Annotated in this window: 19 protein-coding genes; 4 read left to right on the plus strand and 15 right to left on the minus strand. The window is 71.8% G+C overall.

What is annotated here, in order from left to right; genetic code table 11:
- Positions 1-224: 224 nt before the first annotated feature.
- Positions 225-824 carry a TetR/AcrR family transcriptional regulator gene (locus ACGH7X_RS35370; RefSeq protein ID WP_399893422.1) on the minus strand — a complete coding sequence of 200 codons (600 nt, stop codon included), beginning with the start codon at positions 822-824 and terminating at the stop codon, positions 225-227.
- Positions 825-908: 84 nt separating this feature from the next.
- Here ACGH7X_RS35370 and ACGH7X_RS35375 point away from each other — a divergent pair, with 84 nt between their 5' ends.
- Entirely contained in the window at positions 909-1,475 is a 567-nt protein-coding gene (locus ACGH7X_RS35375) for a TetR/AcrR family transcriptional regulator (RefSeq protein ID WP_399893425.1), read from the plus strand.
- Between the two features lie 465 nt (positions 1,476-1,940).
- Positions 1,941-2,417: a lamin tail domain-containing protein gene (locus tag ACGH7X_RS35380; protein ID WP_399893426.1), complete on the plus strand. Its 477-nt coding sequence runs from the start codon at positions 1,941-1,943 to the stop codon at positions 2,415-2,417.
- A gap of 149 nt (positions 2,418-2,566) precedes the next feature.
- Here ACGH7X_RS35380 and ACGH7X_RS35385 read toward each other — a convergent pair whose 3' ends face one another.
- A complete protein-coding gene (locus ACGH7X_RS35385; RefSeq protein WP_399893428.1) occupies positions 2,567-3,484 on the minus strand; it encodes an endo-beta-N-acetylglucosaminidase H in 918 nt (305 codons plus the stop codon).
- 97 nt (positions 3,485-3,581) lie between these two features.
- Between ACGH7X_RS35385 and ACGH7X_RS35390 the strand changes: the two genes are divergently transcribed.
- A complete protein-coding gene (locus ACGH7X_RS35390; RefSeq protein ID WP_399893430.1) occupies positions 3,582-4,319 on the plus strand; it encodes a VOC family protein in 738 nt (245 codons plus the stop codon).
- 47 nt (positions 4,320-4,366) lie between these two features.
- The gene (locus ACGH7X_RS35395; protein ID WP_399893433.1) at positions 4,367-5,086 is read left to right on the plus strand and encodes a phosphatase PAP2 family protein; all 720 of its coding nucleotides are present in this window, start codon (positions 4,367-4,369) and stop codon (positions 5,084-5,086) included.
- Positions 5,087-5,113: 27 nt separating this feature from the next.
- Here ACGH7X_RS35395 and ACGH7X_RS35400 read toward each other — a convergent pair whose 3' ends face one another.
- The 13 genes from ACGH7X_RS35400 to ACGH7X_RS35460 are packed head-to-tail and all read right to left on the minus strand — an operon-like array spanning position 5,114 to position 19,541.
- Complete coding sequence (locus ACGH7X_RS35400; protein ID WP_399893435.1) at positions 5,114-6,466, minus strand: glutamate-1-semialdehyde 2,1-aminomutase; 1,353 nt, start codon at positions 6,464-6,466, stop codon at positions 5,114-5,116.
- 6 nt (positions 6,467-6,472) lie between these two features.
- A complete protein-coding gene (locus ACGH7X_RS35405) occupies positions 6,473-7,024 on the minus strand; it encodes a dTDP-4-dehydrorhamnose 3,5-epimerase family protein (protein ID WP_399893438.1) in 552 nt (183 codons plus the stop codon).
- On the minus strand, positions 7,021-8,265 hold the full coding sequence (locus tag ACGH7X_RS35410) for a polysaccharide pyruvyl transferase family protein (protein WP_399893441.1): 1,245 nt from the start codon (positions 8,263-8,265) through the stop codon (positions 7,021-7,023). The genes ACGH7X_RS35405 and ACGH7X_RS35410 overlap by 4 nt, the downstream gene beginning before the upstream one ends.
- Entirely contained in the window at positions 8,262-9,209 is a 948-nt protein-coding gene (locus tag ACGH7X_RS35415) for a glycosyltransferase family 2 protein (protein WP_399893443.1), read from the minus strand. The genes ACGH7X_RS35410 and ACGH7X_RS35415 overlap by 4 nt, the downstream gene beginning before the upstream one ends.
- Positions 9,206-10,513 (minus strand): hypothetical protein, encoded by a 1,308-nt coding sequence (locus ACGH7X_RS35420; RefSeq protein ID WP_399893446.1) that lies wholly within the window; start codon positions 10,511-10,513, stop codon positions 9,206-9,208. Before ACGH7X_RS35420 ends, ACGH7X_RS35415 begins: the two co-directional genes overlap by 4 nt.
- Positions 10,514-10,518: 5 nt before the next feature.
- A complete protein-coding gene (locus ACGH7X_RS35425) occupies positions 10,519-11,802 on the minus strand; it encodes a DUF4910 domain-containing protein (protein ID WP_399893448.1) in 1,284 nt (427 codons plus the stop codon).
- Positions 11,790-12,815 (minus strand): NAD-dependent epimerase/dehydratase family protein, encoded by a 1,026-nt coding sequence (locus tag ACGH7X_RS35430; protein ID WP_399893451.1) that lies wholly within the window; start codon positions 12,813-12,815, stop codon positions 11,790-11,792. The genes ACGH7X_RS35425 and ACGH7X_RS35430 overlap by 13 nt, the downstream gene beginning before the upstream one ends.
- A gap of 3 nt (positions 12,816-12,818) precedes the next feature.
- On the minus strand, positions 12,819-13,466 hold the full coding sequence (locus tag ACGH7X_RS35435; protein ID WP_399893454.1) for a PIG-L deacetylase family protein: 648 nt from the start codon (positions 13,464-13,466) through the stop codon (positions 12,819-12,821).
- A complete protein-coding gene (locus tag ACGH7X_RS35440) occupies positions 13,463-14,272 on the minus strand; it encodes a glucose-1-phosphate cytidylyltransferase (protein ID WP_399893457.1) in 810 nt (269 codons plus the stop codon). Before ACGH7X_RS35440 ends, ACGH7X_RS35435 begins: the two co-directional genes overlap by 4 nt.
- Entirely contained in the window at positions 14,269-15,519 is a 1,251-nt protein-coding gene (locus ACGH7X_RS35445; RefSeq protein ID WP_399893460.1) for a class I SAM-dependent methyltransferase, read from the minus strand. Before ACGH7X_RS35445 ends, ACGH7X_RS35440 begins: the two co-directional genes overlap by 4 nt.
- Positions 15,516-16,757 (minus strand): glycosyltransferase, encoded by a 1,242-nt coding sequence (locus ACGH7X_RS35450; RefSeq protein ID WP_399893462.1) that lies wholly within the window; start codon positions 16,755-16,757, stop codon positions 15,516-15,518. The genes ACGH7X_RS35445 and ACGH7X_RS35450 overlap by 4 nt, the downstream gene beginning before the upstream one ends.
- A gap of 2 nt (positions 16,758-16,759) precedes the next feature.
- Entirely contained in the window at positions 16,760-17,992 is a 1,233-nt protein-coding gene (locus tag ACGH7X_RS35455) for an O-antigen ligase domain-containing protein (protein WP_399893465.1), read from the minus strand.
- Between the two features lies 1 nt (position 17,993).
- Complete coding sequence (locus ACGH7X_RS35460; RefSeq protein WP_399893468.1) at positions 17,994-19,541, minus strand: right-handed parallel beta-helix repeat-containing protein; 1,548 nt, start codon at positions 19,539-19,541, stop codon at positions 17,994-17,996.
- Positions 19,542-19,548 lie beyond the last annotated feature (7 nt).

Raw genomic sequence — 19,548 nt, forward strand, 5'->3', positions numbered from 1 at the left:
CCCGGCCGCGCTCCGCCGGACAGGCCAAGAAGCGGCTCGAGGCTTGGCTGCGCAACCGCAAGTCCTGCGCCGGACGCCAGTCCGGCCAAGGCGGTCGAGGCTCCAGAACTACCTCGACCACCGCGCGCTACTACGACTGAAGTCTTGGCGAACCCTGAGCTGAAGAAGGAACAAGCCCGCCTGTCGGGCCAACGGCAGGGGACCGGGCCAATTGCGGCGACTTTTTAGGGGATCAGCGCCCTGCGCCAGTGCTCGGTGACGTGTGCGCGCAGCCGTTCGGTATCGATGCGGGCGGGGTCAACGAGCTGTTGCATGCCGATGCCGCGTAGTTGCGCGAAGAGGGCGGTCGCCGTTTCGTCGGGTGCCACGTCGGGGCGGATCGTGCCCTCGGCGATCCCCGCGCTCAGATCCTCGCGCAGATCCGTGCGGAACGCCTCGCCCCGCTCGCGGAAGACGGGAGCCAGGTCGGGCGCCGTGGCGGCCTCGGCCCACAGCAGCAGGAAGACCCGGTTCAGCACGCTCATACGGCCGAGTTCTCCGACGTAACCGTCGATCAGGCGCAGCAGCCGGTCCAGTCCGGGCGGCAGGCCGTCGAGACCAGGGACGAATCCCGCCTGGGCGGTGTGTGCCAGGCGTTCGACGAGGGCCTGCTTCGAGCCGAAGTGATGGGTGACGAGTCCCCGGCTGTAACCGGCCCGTTCGCCCACACGCGCCAGGGTCAGCGAGCGCACACCCTGCTCGTCCATCAGTTCGGCGGCGGCCCTGAGCAGCGCGGCCTCGGCCTCCGCGCGACGCTGTGCCTGAGTGCGGCGAGTGGTGGTCATGACTCGAAGGCTACAACATACTTGCCATCCGACTAACAAGTATATGAGGATGGTCGCTCCAGGGCGCAAAACGGGAGGCACCGGATGACGCAGCCCAGTGGACGCGCGCCGCGGTCGGACGCCCGGGAGAACCGCGCGCGCATCCTGGCGGCCGCACGCGCGGTCCTCGCCGACAACCCCTCGGCCCCCCTTCAATCGGTCGCGAGGGCGGCAGGCGTCGGCCAGGGGACCATGTACCGTCACTTCCCCGGCCGGGAGGCCCTGTTGGTCGCCGTCCACCAGGAAGAGGTGAACGCACTCACCGACACGGCCTCGGTACTACTGGCCGCGTACGAGCCGCTGGAAGCGCTGCGCCTGTGGTTCGAGCACCTCACCGCTTACGGCCGCAGCGGGCACGGGGCGGTCGTGGCTGTCGAGGCAGCTGCACGCGCCGGGGGAGAGCGGGGCAGTCCGCCGGCAGTCGCCGCGCTGGACCTGCTGCTCAAGGCCGGGAAGGAAGCGCGGCAGGTGCGGCCGGACGCCGAGGCGGAGGATGTCCTGCTGCTGGGATCCTGTCTTTGGCGCGCCGCAGACAAGCCGGTGTGGCGCGAACGCCGCCGGCGGATGCTCACCGTCATCATCGAGGGCTTGCGCGCCGCCCCGCCCCACTGATCCGGTCCTCCCTGCGAATTCGACGTCACAGGACTGCCGGTGACCGGGCTTCGGACGCCGGTGGGCATGCGGTCGTGGACCTGGACGGAGTCACGGTTGATGACTCCTCCGGGACCGGCGATTCGCCTTGTTCCGGAACTGGATCGGACGCTTCGGCGCGGCTTGGCGGTGTTTCGGGTCGTGGGTCTTGTGACGCACTTTCGGGTGAGAGCCGGCCGGCGTGTGGGGTGGCGCGCCCTGGCGGTTTTGGGCCGGGGTCGAGTAGGGGCACGGGTCGCCGTCTCGTCGGGGCGTCAACCTGGTGCATTCGGTGCATAGATGGATGATGCAGTCGACTGTCACAGCAATGTGGTCGATTCGTAACGGCGTTCACGTCTCCTTCACGTACCGGTCGGCCGGTCGGCACTGTGTGACTGCGCAGCCGACCGGCCGCGTGAGTACCACCGGACAAAGCAGGGGGAACCTGTGTCGAAGTCCATCACTGCCCGCCGTCTGACCGCCGCGGCACTGACCGTCGGAGCTCTGACCGCAGCCGTCGCCGTGCCGGCCTCGGCGGCCGATCACAGGCCGAAGCGGCCGAACGTGGAGGTCAGTCGCGTTCAGTACGACTCTCCGGGCCGTGACGACCACTCGAACCGCTCCTTGAACAAGGAGTGGGTGGAGATCACCAACAACAGCCGCCGTGCCGTGAACCTGGACGGCTGGACCCTCAAGGCCGAGGACGGCCGCACCTACCGCTTCCGCCACTACCGCCTGGACGGGCGTGCCACCGTCCGGGTCCACACCGGCAAGGGACGCGACGCCCGCAAGGACGTCTACCAGGACCGCCGGAACTACGTGTGGGACAACCGGTCCGACACGGCGACGCTCCGCAACGACCGCGGCCGGTTCGTCGACGACAAGTCGTGGGGCAAGAAGCACCGTGGCGGCCACCGCTGGTAGTAGCGGATCACGCCGGTAGTCAGGGCCCGGCTTCCGGCGAGCACGGCTGGGCGCGCCATCCCTCCCAGGGGTGGCGCGCCCTCCGCGTGCAGCGAGTGTGTGGCCGCGCCGCCGACATCGTTGTCGACGGCGCGGTCCGCGCAGGCGCCCTACGGCGTGTGGACGGCGTCGCTGCCGTACAGCTCCCTGGTGAACGCGGAGACGTCGGCGCTGCGATCGGTGCCGTCGAGGTTGTACGTCAGGTAGACGCCGTACCCCTCGCCGACGGTGCGGCGGGCGAGGTCGGCCGCCGTGCTCTGCGAGGTCCGGCCGATCTCGACGGCCGCCGGGGAGAGCTTCGATTTGGGCAGTGCGATGCTGGGGACCTGCCAGCTGCCGTAGTACGGGTTCCAGGCGTAGTCGAACTTGGAGGAGATGTCGACGCCGCCGTAGGACAGGCGCGAGGCGGCCGGGCCGATGTTGTAGAGGCTGATGATCTTGTCCGGCATGTTCGCGCGCAGCGCCGTCACCAGGTGCACGAACGAGCTGTCGTTGGGCTGGGCGGTGCCGTTGTTGCCGTATTCGGCGTATTCGTCGTCGAAGTCGATGCCGTCGAGTCCGTACGTGGCCACCGTGTCCGACAGTTGCTTGGCGAACGCCGAAGCCGCCGCCTGGGACGGGAAGTTGGCGAACCCTGCGCCCTGGTGGTTGCCGAGCACCGAGAGCACGACCTTGATGCCCTGCTGTTGCAACGGCCGTATCTGTGTGGCGGCGTTGTCGAGGACGCGCTGCACGTTCTCGTTGAAGTGCAGATAGGCCGTCTTCGTGCCCGTGTCGTAGTTGATGTTCGCCGCGAAGATCACGGCGACGTCGAAGACGTTGCCGCCGCCGTCGGCGAGCGTGTACTTGCCGGCGTTGAGCATGCTGTTGTTGTTCACCTCGATGTAGGCCACCGAGGTCGGTCCCTGCTTGGCGGGAGCGGGAGCCGCCGCCGCGCCGGTCGTCGTGGTCGTGCCGAAGGTGAGGACCGCGACCGCCGAGAGCGCGAGCGCCGCGGTTCGCAGTCTGTTCCGTACCGGAGTGAACATCGTTGGTCGTCTCCCATCGCATGGCCGGCGTCCGACGTGTTCGGAAGCGCCGGGTGAGCCCTCCGAGCATCTTGGAAGGACCCTTAGGGTACGAAGCATGACGCTGCAACTTGTTCAGGTGAACTTCAAGGCCCGGGACGACTCGGCGCTCGGCCGGTTCTGGGCGGAGGCGCTCGGCTGGGGTCTTTCCAGCGAGGGCCCTGGAGCCACCAACCTGGAACCCGTGGGCTTCGACTGGCCGGACCCGTCCGCCGTCTGCGTCGATCTCGTCCGCGTCCCGGACCCCGAGACGGTGAGGTACCGCGTGCACCTCGAGCTCGCCACCACCTCCGACGCCCATCAGGCGGAGTTGGTCGCACGCCTGGAAGGCCTCGGGGCGACGCCCGTCGACGCGGGCCGGGGCGACGTGCCGTGGACGATGTTGGCCGACCCGGAGGGCAACGTGTTCAGCGTCCTGGAGCCCCGCGCGCTCTACCGGGACACCGGGCCCATCGCCGCCGTGGTCGTCGACTGCGCCGACCCGCGGGCCATGGTCGGGTTCTGGGGCGAGGCGATCGACTGGACCGTCCATGAGCTGACCGACGACCGCGCCCTGCTGCGCTCCGTCCAGGGCGTCGGGCCGTACCTCGAGTTTCGCCGCACGCCGGATGACGAGGTCGTACCGAGCCGCGTCCATCTCGACGTGATGTCCGACCCCGTGGAGGACCAGGCCACGGAGGTCGCCCGGCTCGAAGGTCTCGGCGCGACACGGGCCGATGTGGGCCAGGGCGACGTCTCCTGGGTCGTCCTGGCCGACCCGGAGGGCAACGAGTTCTGCGTCCTCGGCCGGGGCTGACGCGAAGCTCTGATCGATGCCGCCGACGTATGCTGGGAGTCAGGGGGATGACACATGCCGCAGTCGGCGACGGCCTTGAAGCCGCGAGGAAGGGCCTGTTGACCGCCCCTGCCCTGCCCTCGCGGCTGCGCGCGTGGCTCGGGCCGCTCGCTGTCCTGGCCGCGCTGGTGGTCGTCGTGCTCGGGGTCCTGTATGCGGGCGACAGCGAACCCGGCGCGGTGGACGCGCGGATCGCGGCGGCGGTGTACGGTCCGGGGCCGCCGTGGCCGCACGTCGTCACGGCCATGGACTTCCTGGGCGACCCCGCGGGGGCGGTGATCCTGGTCGGAGCGGTCCTGACGGGCTGTCTGCTGCTGCGCAGTCCTCGCGCGGCGGTGCTCGTCGTCGCCGGTACCGGCCTGCCCGTGGTGACGACGACGCTGCTCAAGCGCGTCGTGGGACGCACGATCAACGGCGGGCACCTGTCCTTCCCGAGCGGGCACACCGCCTTCCTCACCGCCTTCGCCCTCGTGCTGGCGCTGCTCGTGACCGGCCGGCTCGGTCTCGGCAGGACGGCCGGCACGGTCCTCGTACTCACCGCTGCGCTGGTCGCAGGAGCCGCCATGGGCTGGGCGCAGGTCGCCCTCGGCGCGCACTACCCGACCGACGCCCTCGGCGGCTGGTGCACCGCGCTGGCGGTGGTGCCGGCGACCGCGTGGCTGGCCGACCGGACCGCCGACCGGCGGGTCGAGCCGCTGGTCGACGCCGGTCGGCGGGACAGCCGCTGACGTCCCGTCACATTGCCTCGCGTCGTGTCATGCCAGGCGGCGGAACACCGGCTTCACCGGTCGTCCGGCCACCCAGGGAGCGGGGTCACCGGCGTCCAGCGCCTTCCGGTACACCGCGCACGCCTGGGCCACCACGTCGACGGTGCGATCGATGTCGGCGTCGCTGAGCGCGCTGCTCACCACGAACGACGGGGCCAGCACCCCGCCCGCGAGCAGCCGGCGCAGGAAGAGCGTGCGGTACCGCTGCGACGGCTGCCCGTTCTCGTCGAGGGTGGCGAAGACCAGGTTGCTGGCCCGGCCCCGGACGACGACGTGGTCGGCGACGCCCATGCCGGCCGCGGCGTCACGGACACCGGCCGCCAACCGCTCCCCGAGGGTGTGCAGCCGCGCGGTGACGCCCTCTTCGACGTAGACGCTCTGTACGGCCATCGCCGCGGCCAGCGCGTGTGTTTCCGCACCGTGCGTGGTGGACAGCAGGAACACCCGCTCGCCGGAGTGCCGCAGCCCGCCCCGCTCCATCAGATCGCGGCGCCCGGCCAGCGCGGAGACGGCGAACCCGTTGCCCAGCGCCTTGCCGAAGGTGGAGAGGTCGGGGACGACGCCGTACAGGCCCTGGGCGCCCGCCTCCGACCAGCGGAAGCCGGTGATCATCTCGTCGAAGACCAGGACGCAGCCGTGCCGGTCGGCCAGCTCGCGCAGGCCGGCGAGATACCCGGGCGGCGGCTCGGTGTGGGCGGCGGGTTCGAGGATCAGGCAGGCGACCTCGCCCTCGTACCGGGTGAGCACTTCCTCCGTGGCGGCCAGGTCGCCGTACGGGAAGGACAGGGTCAGCTCGGTGGTCGCCGCCGGAACACCGGCGGACATCGGCGTGGTGCCGATGAACCAGTCGTCCACGGAGAAGAACGGGTGGTCGGCGCAGAGGGCCACCCGCGGGCGCCCGGTGGCGGCGCGGGCGAGCCGCACCGCGGCGGTGGTGGCGTCGGAGCCGTTCTTCGCGAACTTCACCATCTCGGCGGTCGGCACCGTGGTCAGGAAGCGCTCGGCGGCCTCCAGTTCCACGACGGACGGCCGCACGAAGTTGCTGCCGCGGTCGAGTTCCCGGCGCACCGCCTCGCTCACGCGTGGGTGGGCGTGGCCGAGGCTCACCGACCGCAGCCCGGAGCCGTACTCGATGTAACGGTTGCCGTCGACGTCCCACACGTGGGCACCGCGGCCGTGGCTGATGACCGGGGCCAGGTTCTCGGGGTACTGGTCGTCACCCTTGGCGTAGGTGTGCGCGCCGCCGGGGATCAGGGCGTGCAGGCGCTCGTTCGCCGCCCGGGAGCGGGGCAGGGCGAACTCCTCGCCGTCCGCAGTGTTCTCAGTGTCCTGTGTGTTCATGCGGGCTCAACTCCCCTCGTGCTTCAGGAACTCGGCCAGGCTCGGCGCCTCCCGGTCCCGCCGGGACACCGACGTGACGGGCAGCGGCCAGGGGATGGCGAGGTCCGGGTCGTCGAAGGCGATCGTCACGTCCTCGGCCGGGTCGTGCGGGCGGTCGATCCGGTACGAGGTGTCGGCGGTGTCCGTCAGCGCCTGGAAGCCGTGCGCGCATCCCGCCGGGATGTACAGGGTCGCCTGCGTCTGGCCGGACAGCTCGAAGAAGCCCCGGCCCAGGTACGTCGGCGAGTGCGGCCGCAGGTCCACGACCACGTCGAAGACCTTCCCGTACGAGCAGCGCACCAGCTTGGCCTCGCCGGCGCCGGAGCGCAGGTGCAGGCCGCGCAGCACGCCCCGGGCCGAGCGGGAGAGGCTGTCCTGGACGAAGGCGGCCGGGTCGAGGCCCACCGAGCGGACCACGTCGGCGTCGAAGGTGCGGCAGAAGAAGCCGCGTTCGTCGGCGTACGGAGTCGGCTCGAACAGGTACGCGCCGGCGATCTCCGGGACTTCGGTCACTTTCATGGAGTCTCCTGCCGGGTGTGTGCGCCGGCGACGTCCGGGCCGGCCGCCGGGAACAGCGCCGGGGCCAAGGCGGCGAACTGGCGCTGGACGCGCCGGGTGACGGCGAGGTTCCGCTCGGAGAGCGTCCGGCGTAACGGGGCCGACTGCCGCTCCAGCGCCCGGAACTGCTCCAGCAGCCGGTCGGCGTCGACCTCGCGCGCCGAGTGGCAGTACGCGGCAAGACCCATCTCGGCCATGAGCGCGTCGCTCTTCGTCGAATAGCTGATCGCGAGCGTCGGTGTGCCGACCTTCAGCGCGCAGACCAGGTTGTGGTAGCGGGTCGCCACCACGGTGTCGGCGCACGCCGCCTCCTTCATCAGTTCGGCCAGCGAGGCCGCCTCGGCGACGGTGACCAGCGGCGAGTCCACCGCGTCGACGATCGCGTCGGCCACCGGCCGGTCGAGCTCGTCGCCGGTGAGCAGCCGGACCGGCCTGCCCTCCTCGGCCAGCGCGCGCACGAACCGGGTCGTCCCGTCCAGGTAGCGCCGGTGGATCTCCTCGGCCCGGGCGCGTTCGTCGTTGCTCCCGTGGAAGTCCATGACGCCGACGCAGACCGGCCCCGGCGTGCCCGCGGGCTCGCCCGCCGACGGCGCCGGCAGGGCGAACACCAGGTCCGCGTAGACGTCGTCCCGTGCCGTGTCCACACCCATCGCCCGCATCGCGTCGCGCGACTGGGTGTCCCGGTACGACCGGTACGCGGCCAGCCGTGTGGACCAGCGCGTCAGGGTACGGGTCGCCCGGTTGCCGATCGCTCCGGCGCCGACGCTGACGAGGGCGACCCGGGTGCCGAGGAGCCGGCCGCTCGCGCAGAGCAGGAACAGCGAGTACGGGAAGCCCCACGGCCGCAGGGGCAGCGTGGTCTCCAGGACGCCCGTGCCCGGCACGATCACCGCGTCGTGCCGGCGCACCCAGGCGGCGGTGCGGACGACGTCGACGAGTTTGCCCAGGCCCTTGCCCGCGATCGCACTCGCACGTGACGCGGTGCGGTACTCCCCGCGGTACCAGTTCAGCCGCGTCGCGGGGATCCCGTACCGGGTCGCGACCGTCTCGGGTCCGCCGCACATCGCGTCCACCACGGCCCCGGGGTGTGCGGCGCGGAGGTGGTCGAGTACGGCCTCGAGCGACCCGTCGTTGCCGGTGTTCCCGGCGCCGAACAGGCCGAACACCCCGATGCGCAGGGGGGTCTTGTGCACCGACGTCATGCGTTCTTCCCTTCACGGCCGGCGACGAGGTCGTCGACGGAGACGGTGAGCCGGTCCGGGTCGACCGGGGCGCGGTCCTCGACCCGCTCGCCGGCGCCCGGCCTGACCCGGCTGGTCATCCACGCCGCCAGATGGCGGTGGCACGCGCGCCGGTCGGCCGAGGACAGCGGCGCCCGCCCGATCGCGGAGGCGAAACCCCAGACGTACTCGGCGAGCAGCCGGGGTGTCGGGTGCAGCGGGCCCGCCCGGCGCGGGTCCAGATTGACGCACCGGGAGCGCTTGGAGGGGTTGGCCCGCTCGGCGCGGGTGGGGTGGTCGCGGCGGAAGTACAGCAGCTCCGGCACCTGGTGGAAGGGGCCGTGCAGGGTGATCTCGGCGACGAACGTGCGGTCCGCGTGGTGGTAGCTGTCGTGCGGCTTCACCCGGCGCAGCATGTCGGCCCGCATCACCCCGTAGAAGTCGTCGCCCCCTGGCTCGAACAGCAGGCTGCGGAAGCGCTCCGGCGCGTGCGGGGAGTCGGTGGCCAGCCCGTACTCGTAGGGGACCTTCACCTTGCCGTCGCCGTCGATGACCGCCTGGCCGGAGTGCGCGAGGACCACGTCGGGACGCTCGTCCAGTGCCTCGACGCAGCGCCGCAGCAGGTCCCGGGCGTACAGGTCGTCGTGCGAGGCCCACTTGAACAGTTCGCCGCGGCACTCGGTGAAGACGTAGTTGTGGTTGGGCGCGGCGCCGATGTTCCGGGCCAGCCGGATGTACCGGATGCGCGAGTCCCGCGCGGCGTAGCGGCGGCAGATGTCCTGGGTCCCGTCGGTCGAGGCGTTGTCGCAGACGACCAGTTCGAAGTCCTCGTAGGTCTGGCCGAGCAGGGCGTCGAGCGACTCGGCCAGGTACTCCTCGCCGTTGTAGACGGGCAGGCCGATGCTCAGCCGGGGACGGTCGGTCATGGCTTCCTCACTTCGGGGATGGAATCGTGGTGGCGCTCGCGCAGGGCGGACCGCAGGTGCAGCCACCACGCGGCCGAGCCGCACAGGGACGCGGCAGCGGCGCCCCAGGCCGAGCCGACCGTGCCGCCCCAGACCGCGCCGGCGAGCCCGCCGCCGACGTAGCAGGCAGAGGCGAAGAGCTGGCAGCGCAGGCTGCGCCGGGCCGCGGCGAGCGCGCGCAGCCCGGCCGCCGCGCCGGTGCCGATGCCGGCGCCCGCGACGCTCAGCGTGACCGGCACGATGAGCTCCGACGCACCGCTCCAGACGTCGCCGAGCACGAACTCGCCCAGCCGGTCCGGCACCAGCAGCAGCGTCGCGCCCCAGAGCAGCGCGGCGAGGGCCTGTCCGCCGCCGAGCAGGAGACAGAACCTGCCCAGCCGGTGCGGGGCCTGGCGCAGCACCCGCGCCGACTCCGCGACGGTGACCAGCGACAGCCCCATCAGCACGGCGAGGAACGGACCCATCAGCAGCTCGGCGCCCCGCACCACACCGACCGCGCCGACCCCGACGATCGCGCCGAGCCCATACGCCCGCAGCTGGCCCGCGCCGCTGACGCCGACGTTCTCGACCAGGTACCGGTAGCCGAGGTCGCGCTGTTCGCGAAGCCACTCGCCCGCTCCCCTCGGCCGGGGCCGGATGCCGGACTGGAAGCAGCCGTACACCGCGGCCACCGCCGCGGACCCGCCCCAGGCGAGCACGAAGGCGGACACGGTGCCGACGTGGGCCGCCAGCACCATGGCCGGGACGAGCGCGACGCCCCACACGACGTCGTTGACGAACGCCTTGCGACCGGCGCCGGCGGCGAAGAACGCGTACCGCCACGCGTCCTGCAGCAGCAGGCCCGGCAGCACCACGCCGAGACAGGCGAACGCGGGTCCCACCCGGCCGCCGACCACGAGGCCGGTCACCAGACAGGCGGCGCCGATGGCGGCCCCGACGTCGACGGCGGTACCGGAGGACCGGGCCACCGCACCGCGCCAGGCCGATTCCGCCACGCCGCTGAAGCGCACCACGAGCGGGTCGGTGGCCAGCCCGCGCGAGACGCTGAGTACCACGCCGTAGGTCACCCAGGCCAGACTGAACACGCCGAACGCGGTCAGCCCCAGCTCGCGGGCCACGTAGATTCCCACCACGAAGTTGGACAGGCTGGACGCCGCCTGGTCGGCCAGGCCCCACGAGAGCCTGCCGACCATGCCCCGCGTGCCGGTTCGCGGGGCATGGTCGGCCCCGGCCGCGGGCGTCCTCTTCTCCTCCCCGGTGGTCATCGACGTCACGCCTTGATCAGCCCGGCGCCGTGCAGGGCGCCGGCCGCGTCGGCGACGGCGTCGAACGGCAGCCCGGAGCGCTCGGCGACGTCCAGCAGACTGTGCTCGCCGTCGGAGAGGTTCAGCACCCACAGCATGGCCATCTGGGCCTGCTTCGCGTCGCTGCGGCCGCCGAGTGAGTCGTACAACCCGCGTCGGCCCAGCTGCGGTTCGCCGTAGGGACTGAGGTTGACGTAGCGCCGGTTGCGGTCGAGGACGGCGAACGCCTCGCGGCAGACGGCGAGCGTGTCCGCCATCGCCTCGGGGGAGACGAGGTCCAGGTTGTCCGCCGAGGTGTGGTACTCGGGGTAGCCGGCGTAGGGGGTGCGGGTGAGCGAGCCCACGCCGAGGTCGAACCCGGGCGAGCAGTACTGCCGCTCGTCGTAGCCGTACGGCGTGAACTCGGTGACGCGGTGCGGTCGTTCGGACGCGGTCAGCACGTGCCGCAGCACCCGGTCGATCTCCGCGTCGCCGCGTCTGCTCTGCTTGTACGTCAGTTGTCCGGGGTCGCCCGCGCAGGCCAGCACGAGACCGTGCTTGACCCGCTCCACCCGCTCCCTGTTGCGGGCCAGCCAGGTGATCGCCCCGATGGTGCCGGGCGCGAAGACGAACCGGTAGGTGTAGTACGGCGTCCGCTGCGCCAGCGCCCGCGCCAGGAACGCCGCCACCGCGATGCCCGCCAGGTTGTCGTTGGCCAGCGACGGGTGGCAGACGTGGCAGGAGACGATCACCTCGTCGGTGACCTGCCCGGGGACCACATGCTCGGCGTAGGTGAGATGGCCGTCCGCCAGCGTGGAGTCGACGCACACCTCGTACTCGCCCTCCGGCAGCGCGTCCAAGGTGTCCTGGGCCAGGCAGAACCCCCAGTCCGGCCGGTAGTAGCTGGTGCGGTACGGCACCCAGGACGGGTGCTCCGGCAGGGTGTGCAGGTGCGCGCGCAGTTCGGACAGCGGCATGGTCGCCGACACCGGCACGCTGTAGCCGAGCACGTGGAGACTGGACGCGGCGAAGTCGACGACACGGTTCCCGGCGGCGTCGGCGATGTACGCGTCGCGGATGTTCCACTCCTGCGGCACCGTCCAGTCGAGCACCTGCGTCCCGGTCGGCACCTCGTGCACCCGCAGCGGGACGTACTCGCCGACGATCTCCAGGGTGGCGCGCACACCGTCGCCCGTGATGCTCCGGCACAGCGGATACAGCCGCTCCACCAGCGCGTACATCTCCTCGCCCGCCTCGGTCATCGGCGCCACCGCAGGGTGTCGTCGACGGCGCCCGACTCGGCGGCCGCGCGCAGCACGGCGAGGCGGGTGAAGCGTCGCTCGAAGTCCTCCCGGGTCAGGCCGTGTTTCCGGTAGGCGTCGGCGAGTTCGAGCGCGCCCTGCTTCACCGTCCACTCGCAGTCGAAGCCGGGTATCGCGGCGCGGAACCGGGAGAAGTCCACCCGGTACGACCGCGGATCGGCACCCGTCTCCCCGGTGATCACCACCTTCGAGCCGGACACCGCCGCGGCGACCTGCTCGGCGATCTCGGCCACCGTGACGTTGTTGACCTCGCTGCCGATGTTGAACGCCCGGTCGTGCACCGCCTCCCGCGGCGCGGTCAGCGCCGCCGTGAAGGCCCGCGCGATGTCGGCGGCGTGCACCAGCGGGCGCCAGGGGGTGCCGTCGGAGAGCACCAGCACCTCGCCGGACAGGAGCGCGTGGCCCACCAGGTTGTTCAGCACGATGTCGGCGCGCAGCCTGGGGGAGTGGCCGAAGGCGGTGGCGTTGCGCATGTACACCGGGCTGAAGTCGCCGTCGGACAGCGCGTGCAGGTCGTCCTCCACCCGCACCTTGGACTCCGCGTACGGCGTCACCGGGCGCAGCGGGGCGTCCTCGGCCACCAGGTCGCCCCCGCCGGCGGCGCCGTAGACCGAGCACGTCGACGCGTACAGGAAGCGCTGCACCCCGGCGTCGCGGGCCAGCCGGGCCAGGCGCACGGACGCGTGGTGGTTGATGTCGTAGGTCAGTTCCGGCGCCAGCGATCCCAACGGGTCGTTGGACAGCGCGGCCAGGTGGATGACGGCGTCCACCCCGGCCACGTGTTCGGCCGTGACGTCGCGCAGGTCCACCCGCTGCCCCGGCGGGTCCGCGGGCGTCGGGCCCAGCACGCAGTCGGCGAACAGGCCGGCGTCGAGCCCGACGACCTCGTGCCCGGCGGCCTCGAGGACGGGGGCCATCACGGTGCCCAGATAGCCCTGGTGCCCGGTCAGCAGTACGCGCAAGGTTCAATCCCCCAGATCGAGAGTGAGTTTGGTGACGTCGAACGCCTCGGCATAGCGCGCGTGGCATTCGATGCCGCGGATCCGGGCCAGGCCCAGGAAGGCCTCCCGGTCGTACCAGGGCCGGTGCCGCTGCGAGGGGTAGTGCTCCTGCAGCAGCCGTACCTTCTGTTCGGCGATCTCCGGCGACAGCGGCTGGTACGCCGTCGGACGCCCGAGATCCCCGTCCCACTTGACGATCTCGTAGCGGAGCACGAGATGGTCGCGGAACGCCGTGGTCATCAGCTTCGCCAGGCCGCGGTGGTCCTGGTGCGCGTCGTCGGTGCGCGGCGCCAGGACGAGATCCGGCTCGGTGCGCCCGCGCAGCTCCTCGACCGCGGACTTGGCCTCCTCCCAGTGCGCGGGCAGGCGCCCGTCCGGCAGCTTGTGCACGGTCAGGCGCAGGTCGGCGCCCGGGCAGAAGGCCGTGAGCGCGGCCTGCTCCTCCTGCTCCCGCTCGCCGCCACCGCCACTGAGCACCAGCGCGTCGACGCGGACACCCGGCCGCGCCAGGCACAGCTTCAGCAGCGTGCCGCCGGCGCCGATGGCGATGTCGTCGCAGTGCGCGCCCACCGCGACGATCCGGTCCAGGCGCCCCGCGCCGAGCCCGATCACGCGGTCCTCACCCCGGAGTCCGCGCCCGCGCCGCCCCGTTCCCACACGGCCCAAGGCCGCTCGCCCCGGGCGTAGGCGTCGTCGAGCGCGGCCCGCTCCTTCACGGTGTCGGTCGGCTTCCAGAAGCCGCGGTGCTGATGGGCCACCAGCCGCCCCCGCTTGGCCAGTTGGGCGCAGCCGTCGGCGACCAGGTCCCCGTTCTGAGGGATGTGGTCGAAGACCTCCTGACGGAGCACGAAGTAGCCGCCGTTCTCCCACAGCGGCAGTTCGCTCACCGGCGTGATGCCCCCCACCAGGCCGTCCTCGCCCAGGTCCACACAGTGGAACGAGGACTGCGGCGGCACCACCATCATCGACGCCCCCGCGTCGCGCCGGGAGAAGCGGTCGATCATCTCCGGCAGCGGGGCGTCGGTGAGCACGTCGGCGTAGTTGGCGAGGAACATCTCGTCGCCGTCCAGGTGCTGCCGCACCCGGCGCAGCCGCTCCCCGATCGGCGACTCGATGCCGGTCTGCGCGAACGTGATCGTCCAGTCGGCGATGTCGGTGGACAGCAGCTCGGTCCGTCCGCCGCGCAGCACGAAGTCGTTGGAGGTCGTCTCCTCGTAGTTGAGGAAGAACTCCTTGATGTGGTGGGCCCCGTAGCCGAGGCACAGGATGAACTCCGTGTGGCCGAAGTGGGCGTAGTAGCGCATGACGTGCCAGATCAGCGGCCGCGGGCCGACCATCGCCATGGGCTTGGGCATGTCGTCGGAGGCTCCGGCGCGCATGCGCAGCCCGTAACCGCCGCAGAACAGTACGACCTTCATGCTGTGACCTCTCGAGACGGGGCCTCGACAATGCTCAGTTCCGGGATGGGAAAGACCAGCCGGCCGCCCCAGGCGTGCACGAAGGACAGCTGCTCGACCAGCTCGGCCCGCAGGTTCCAGGGCAGGACGAGGACGTACTCCGGCCGGTCGGCGGCTATCCGCTCGGGCGACAGGATCGGGATGCGGGTGCCCGGGGTGAACCTGCCGTGCTTGTACGGGTTTCGGTCGACCGTGTAGGCGAGCAGGTCGGGCCGGATGCCGCAGTGGTTGAGCAGCGTGTTGCCCTTGCCCGGCGCGCCGTAGCCGACCACCGTCTCACCGCGCTCGGCCGCCTCGACGAGGAACCGCAGGAGGTCCCGGCGCACCTTGGCCACCCGGGCGGAGAACTCGGCGTACCCGGACAGCTCCCGCAGACCCGCGGCCTTCTCCCGGTCCAGCACCTGTGCCACCCGCCGGGTCGGCTCGCCGGCCACCTCCACCGGACGGGCCCACAGCCGGATGGAACCGCCGTGCGTGGGCAGCAACTCCACGTCCACGAGGGCCAGTCCGCCGCTCGTCAGCGCCCGGGTCGCGGACGCGACCGTGTAGTACTGGAAGTGCTCGTGGTAGATCGTGTCGTACTGGTTCTCCTCGATCAGGGTCAGCAGGTGCTGCACCTCGATGGAGACCCAGCCGTCGTCGGCGACCATTGCGCGCAGGCCCTTGGTGAAGCCGACCACGTCGGGGATGTGCGCGTACACGTTGTTGGCCACGACCAGGTCCGCCGGGCCGTGCTCGGCGCGGACGGCCGAGCCGGTGGCCGGGTCCAGGAACTCCGTGAGCGTGGGCACACCCGCCTCCCGCGCCGCGGCCCCCACGTTCACCGACGGCTCGATGCCCAGGCAGCGGATCTCACGGTCCACCAAGTGCCTCAGCAGGTACCCGTCGTTGCTCGCGACCTCGACCACGAAGGAGTCGGGGCCGAGAGCGAGGCGCTCCACGGAGTCGGCGACGAACGTCCGCGCGTGCTCCACCCAGGAGGACGAGAAGGAGGAGAAGTACGCGTACTGCGTGAACGTCTCCTCCGGAGTGATCAGCGGCGGGATCTGCGCGAGCCAGCACTCGGTGCAGACCCGCAGGTGCAGTGGGTACGCCGGCTCCGGCCGGTCCAGTTCGTCCGCGGCGAGAAAGCTTTCGCACGGTGGCGTCGCCCCGAGATCGACGACGCTCGCCATCGCATCCGCGCCGCACAGTCGGCATCGTGTCATGTGCCGTCCCCATCCCCCCTGCTCGCACGGGTGTCCCCGCCGCGAGCCAGTACTGACCGCTCCGCGATCGCGGAGCGGTACCCCTCCACCAGCCGCTCCAGCCCGACGGCCGGGCTGAACGCCTGCTCGTAACGGCGCCGGGCCGCCTGTCCCATCTCCCGGTTGCGGCCCGCGTCGGTGGTGATCCGGCGCAGAGCGGACGCGAGCGAGGCGGGCTCGCCCGGCCGGTGCAGCAGCCCGGTCACCCCGTCCTCGACCAGTTCGACGAAGGCGCCGTGTCCGGCGGCGACGGCCGGGACTCCCGCCGCCATCGCCTCCACGACCACCAGGCCGAACGCCTCCAGCCACGTCGAGGGAGCCACCACGGCCACCGACCGGGCGACGGCCCGCCGGCACTGGTCCGGGTCGTACAGGCCGACGTAGCGCACGTCGTCCCGGCCCGCCGCCCACGCGGTCACCTCCCGCTCCAGCGGCCCCGCGCCGGCGATCACCAGCGGCACGCCCACACCGCCGTCCGCGGCGATCTCGTCCCACGCGGCCATGAGCAGCCGCACGCCCTTGGCCTCGGCGAGCCGGCCGAGATAGAGCAGCTGCTCGCCGGCGCCCGAGCGGCGGGCGTCCGGGTCGGGCACGAAGTTGTGCTTCACCGCCAGCCGCCCGGCCGGCATGCCGGCCCCCACCAGGACGTCGCGCTGCGCCGCGGAGATGCAGAAGAACCGCTCCACACCGGACCACCACCGCCGCCGGTTGACCGACAGGCTCACCGCGAGCGGCACCGTCGCCAGCCGGGAGCCGCGGTAGCAGCCGTGCCGCACGGCGGGCAGCGGCGACGACCCGACGCACTCGGTGCACGGCCGGCCGTCCCGTTGCAGCGTGCCGGGCGGGCAGACCTGGGTGTAGTTGTGCAGCGTGGCGACGGCGGGCACCCCGGCGTCGGCGCAGGCGGCCAGCACCGCAGGCGACAGGAGCGGGAAGACGTTGTGCACGTGCACCACGTCCGGCCGGTCCGAGCGGAGCCGGGCGGCCAGCTCCGTGCGGACCGCCGGGTTCCACGGCACCAGCAGCGGCACCGCGACCTTGCCCGGCAGGGAGCGGGCGGCGATGTCGTCACTGCGCCGCTCGAACAGCTCGACCCGGTGACCGGCGCCGCGCAGCAGCGCGACCTCCTGGTCGACGACCTTGTTCTCCCCGCTCGGCTGCGCCGAGGCATAGCGGTTGTGCACCACGAGGACGTGCATGTTCAGGTCACCTCCGATCCGCGCGCCCAGCGCGGGACACGACGTCGTGCGGGTTCTGGCGGTGCGAGGGGCGCGGCCGCGGCGGGCGCCGCCAGCAGCGAGGCGGCCACGGCCAGATGCAGCAGATACGGCGAGGCGTCCCCCAGGCCGGCCTCGGTGTACGACGCCATCGCGCAGTAGCTGATCAGGAAGATCGCGCAGGCTCTCGCCAGCGACGGTGGCCGCAGCAGGGCGACGCCGCCCAGCACGACGACGATCGCCGCCACCAGGGCGATGCCGGTCAGACCCTGCTCGTGGTAGACGGCCAGCCAGCTGTTGTCGATCGGCAGCCCGTCGAACGACTTGTCGCCCAGGCCCATGCCGAACAGCTGCTCCGAGGTCGTCCGGGGCGCTGCCAGCAGCGCGTCCCAGACCTTGGCCCGGCCGGTGAGGCTGGTGAAGTACTCCTCGTCCTGTCCGCGCAGGAACCACGCCCGCAGCGCGGCGGCGAACCCCACCGTGGCCACCGCGGCGCACAGCACCGCCCAGGCGAAGAACCGGCGGGCGGCCGCGCTGGTCATGACGAGCGAGCCGATCGCCAGCGCCAGCCCGGCGAGCAGGCCGATCGTGGCCGTGCGGGTGTGGGTCAGCACGAGCAGGACGAGCGACGGCACGATGATCACCGCAGCGCTCCGCCGGTCGGTCCGGCGGTCCAGGACGAGCAGCACCGTGAGCCCGACGATCACCGCGGCGTACTGCCCGATCTGCGGCGGGGTCAGCGGCCACAACGCGCCGACCAGCCGCCCGCCGTAGAGATCGGGCAGCGCCGCGCCCGGAGAGATCAGCGCGCCGGCGACGACCGATCCGAGCACCGCGAAGTACATCCGGATGTGATGCCGGACGAACGTCAGGCCGCCGTCCCACCAGCGGCTGAGCAGCCACAGCGTGCCGATGAAGAGGGCCAGCCGGGCGCAGCGGAACAGCGCGCCGAACCCGGACTCCAGATGCGCGCTGGAGATCACGCTCGGCACCAGCAGCAGGGTGAGCAGGAACACGTAGGCGCCGGCCCGGATGCGCAGCCGGAGATTGAGCGCGAGCGCCAGGCCGAACGCGGCCACCAGGGCGCCCATGGTGACCATCTGGATGAGCGAGCGGGGCAGCGGAATGATGGTCTCCGCACCGGCGGAGCCCAGCGTGTTGAGGACCAGCAGCCCCCAGACCGCCCCGACCGCCTTCGGCGTGTGCTCCCCGCCCATCTCAACCACCAACCCGGGGGTCGAGGGTGCTGCCCGCGTCCTGGCGGTAGGGCATGCCCCGCCACTGCCCGAAGTCGAGCACCCGGCTCGGGTCGTGGGCGACGAACTTCCACGCTCCGACATAGACGTTGTCGTGCCAGCGGTTGTGCTGCTCGAGGGTGATCGCCTCGGCCACCCGCTCGCCCTGGTACGGAGACCAGTCCGGATAGGTACCGTAGTTGGCCAGCACCGCCATGCGGTCGCACTTCACCGTGCAGTCGACGACGGACTTGTCCAGCACGAAGCGGTTGTCGTGGATGTCCACCCGCTGGGTCTTCCACCGGCAGTCGGCGTAGAGCGGTGCGTCGGCGATCGCCGGCGCATCGCAGCGGTCGATGTCCTTCACCAGCAACGTGCAGTCACCGGACGAGGTGTTGGCCGGGCTGTTGCAGAACCGGTCGGCGTTCTCCCACAGAGTGATTCCGGACCAGTTGTTCTCGAACAGGTTCCCGTAGACCTCGATCTTGTCCGTGCGGGCCCGGACACGTGCTTCCCCGCCGGACTCGGACAGGTAGACCGTCGCGAACGGGAAGTCGTCGCCGCGGTCGGCGTACCTGCGGCCCTCCACCCAGTTGTTGCGCCGGATGGTGTTGTTGCGGATGACCGCGTTGTAGCTGGTCTCGTAGATCAGCGCGGCACCGTCGTTGGCCTCCAGCACGTTGTCCTCGATGCGGAAGTCGTTGTTGTTGGTGTCCGCCCACAGCCCGGTCCCGCGGTTGTCGTGCACCCAGTTGCCGCGGATGTCGGCGCCGTCGACGGCCCAGAACTTGACGCCTCCGGTGCAGCCGCAGCCCGAGCGCCGCCGCTCCCAGTCGCCGGTGTTGTTGCCCACGATCTCGTTGCCTTCGACCACCAGGTCCGTCAGCGGGCCGCCGCCCTTGTACGCGTTCATGCCGTACTGGCCGTTGTCGCGCAGGCAGTTCGCGCGGACCTGCTGGCGGGCACCGGCCATCAGCCCGGCGCCGGAGTTGTTCTGGATCGTCGAGTGCTCGATCACCCAGCCGTCGGCCGAATCGTGGTTGACCACGCCCTCGTCGTGCGGCGCGACGAAACCCTGCACGGTCAGGTGGCTGATGGTGACGTCGTCGGCGGCGCCGCTGAACGCGTACTGGTTGGTCTTGTGCCCGTCGAGCACCGCGCCCGGTGCGCCGAGGTAGGTGTTCCCCTTCTTGGGCACGACCTGGGCGTAGCGGTCCTGCTTGAGCCTGTGTTTGCCCGGCCGAAGCCAGAACGTGGTGTTCGCGGGACTGCTCTTGGTCTTCGCGGCCAGGTCACCGGCGACCGCGGGGTCGACCGTCACCGCGCCCGCCGGTGCCTTCGCCGGCCCGGCCGGAGGTTTGGCGCACACCCGGGCCACGGACCGCGCGCCGGAAGCGGAGGGCGCGCCGGAAGCGGAGGGCGCGGTCGGCTCCGGCCGCGCCTTTGGCGTGCCGTCGCAGCCGGTCGCCGCCAGCAGAGCCAGTGCCACCGGTGCCACCGGCCACGCCCAGTGCCGCCCCTTGATCCCCACACGCCCC

The sequence above is a fragment of the Streptomyces sp. BBFR51 genome, from assembly GCF_044591655.1.
GTDB lineage: Bacteria > Actinomycetota > Actinomycetes > Streptomycetales > Streptomycetaceae > Streptomyces.

Bases quoted from the DNA above. Each gene is read 5' to 3' on its own strand.
- ACGH7X_RS35370 (WP_399893422.1), bottom strand. From the start codon at position 824: ATGACCACCACTCGCCGCACTCAGGCACAGCGTCGCGCGGAGGCCGAG.
- ACGH7X_RS35375 (WP_399893425.1), top strand. From the start codon at position 909: ATGACGCAGCCCAGTGGACGCGCGCCGCGGTCGGACGCCCGGGAGAAC.
- ACGH7X_RS35385 (WP_399893428.1), bottom strand. From the start codon at position 3,484: ATGTTCACTCCGGTACGGAACAGACTGCGAACCGCGGCGCTCGCGCTC.
- ACGH7X_RS35390 (WP_399893430.1), top strand. From the start codon at position 3,582: ATGACGCTGCAACTTGTTCAGGTGAACTTCAAGGCCCGGGACGACTCG.
- ACGH7X_RS35395 (WP_399893433.1), top strand. From the start codon at position 4,367: ATGACACATGCCGCAGTCGGCGACGGCCTTGAAGCCGCGAGGAAGGGC.
- ACGH7X_RS35400 (WP_399893435.1), bottom strand. From the start codon at position 6,466: ATGAACACACAGGACACTGAGAACACTGCGGACGGCGAGGAGTTCGCC.
- ACGH7X_RS35405 (WP_399893438.1), bottom strand. From the start codon at position 7,024: ATGAAAGTGACCGAAGTCCCGGAGATCGCCGGCGCGTACCTGTTCGAG.
- ACGH7X_RS35410 (WP_399893441.1), bottom strand. From the start codon at position 8,265: ATGACGTCGGTGCACAAGACCCCCCTGCGCATCGGGGTGTTCGGCCTG.
- ACGH7X_RS35415 (WP_399893443.1), bottom strand. From the start codon at position 9,209: ATGACCGACCGTCCCCGGCTGAGCATCGGCCTGCCCGTCTACAACGGC.
- ACGH7X_RS35420 (WP_399893446.1), bottom strand. From the start codon at position 10,513: ATGACCACCGGGGAGGAGAAGAGGACGCCCGCGGCCGGGGCCGACCAT.
- ACGH7X_RS35440 (WP_399893457.1), bottom strand. From the start codon at position 14,272: ATGAAGGTCGTACTGTTCTGCGGCGGTTACGGGCTGCGCATGCGCGCC.
- ACGH7X_RS35445 (WP_399893460.1), bottom strand. From the start codon at position 15,519: ATGACACGATGCCGACTGTGCGGCGCGGATGCGATGGCGAGCGTCGTC.
- ACGH7X_RS35450 (WP_399893462.1), bottom strand. From the start codon at position 16,757: ATGCACGTCCTCGTGGTGCACAACCGCTATGCCTCGGCGCAGCCGAGC.
- ACGH7X_RS35455 (WP_399893465.1), bottom strand. From the start codon at position 17,992: ATGGGCGGGGAGCACACGCCGAAGGCGGTCGGGGCGGTCTGGGGGCTG.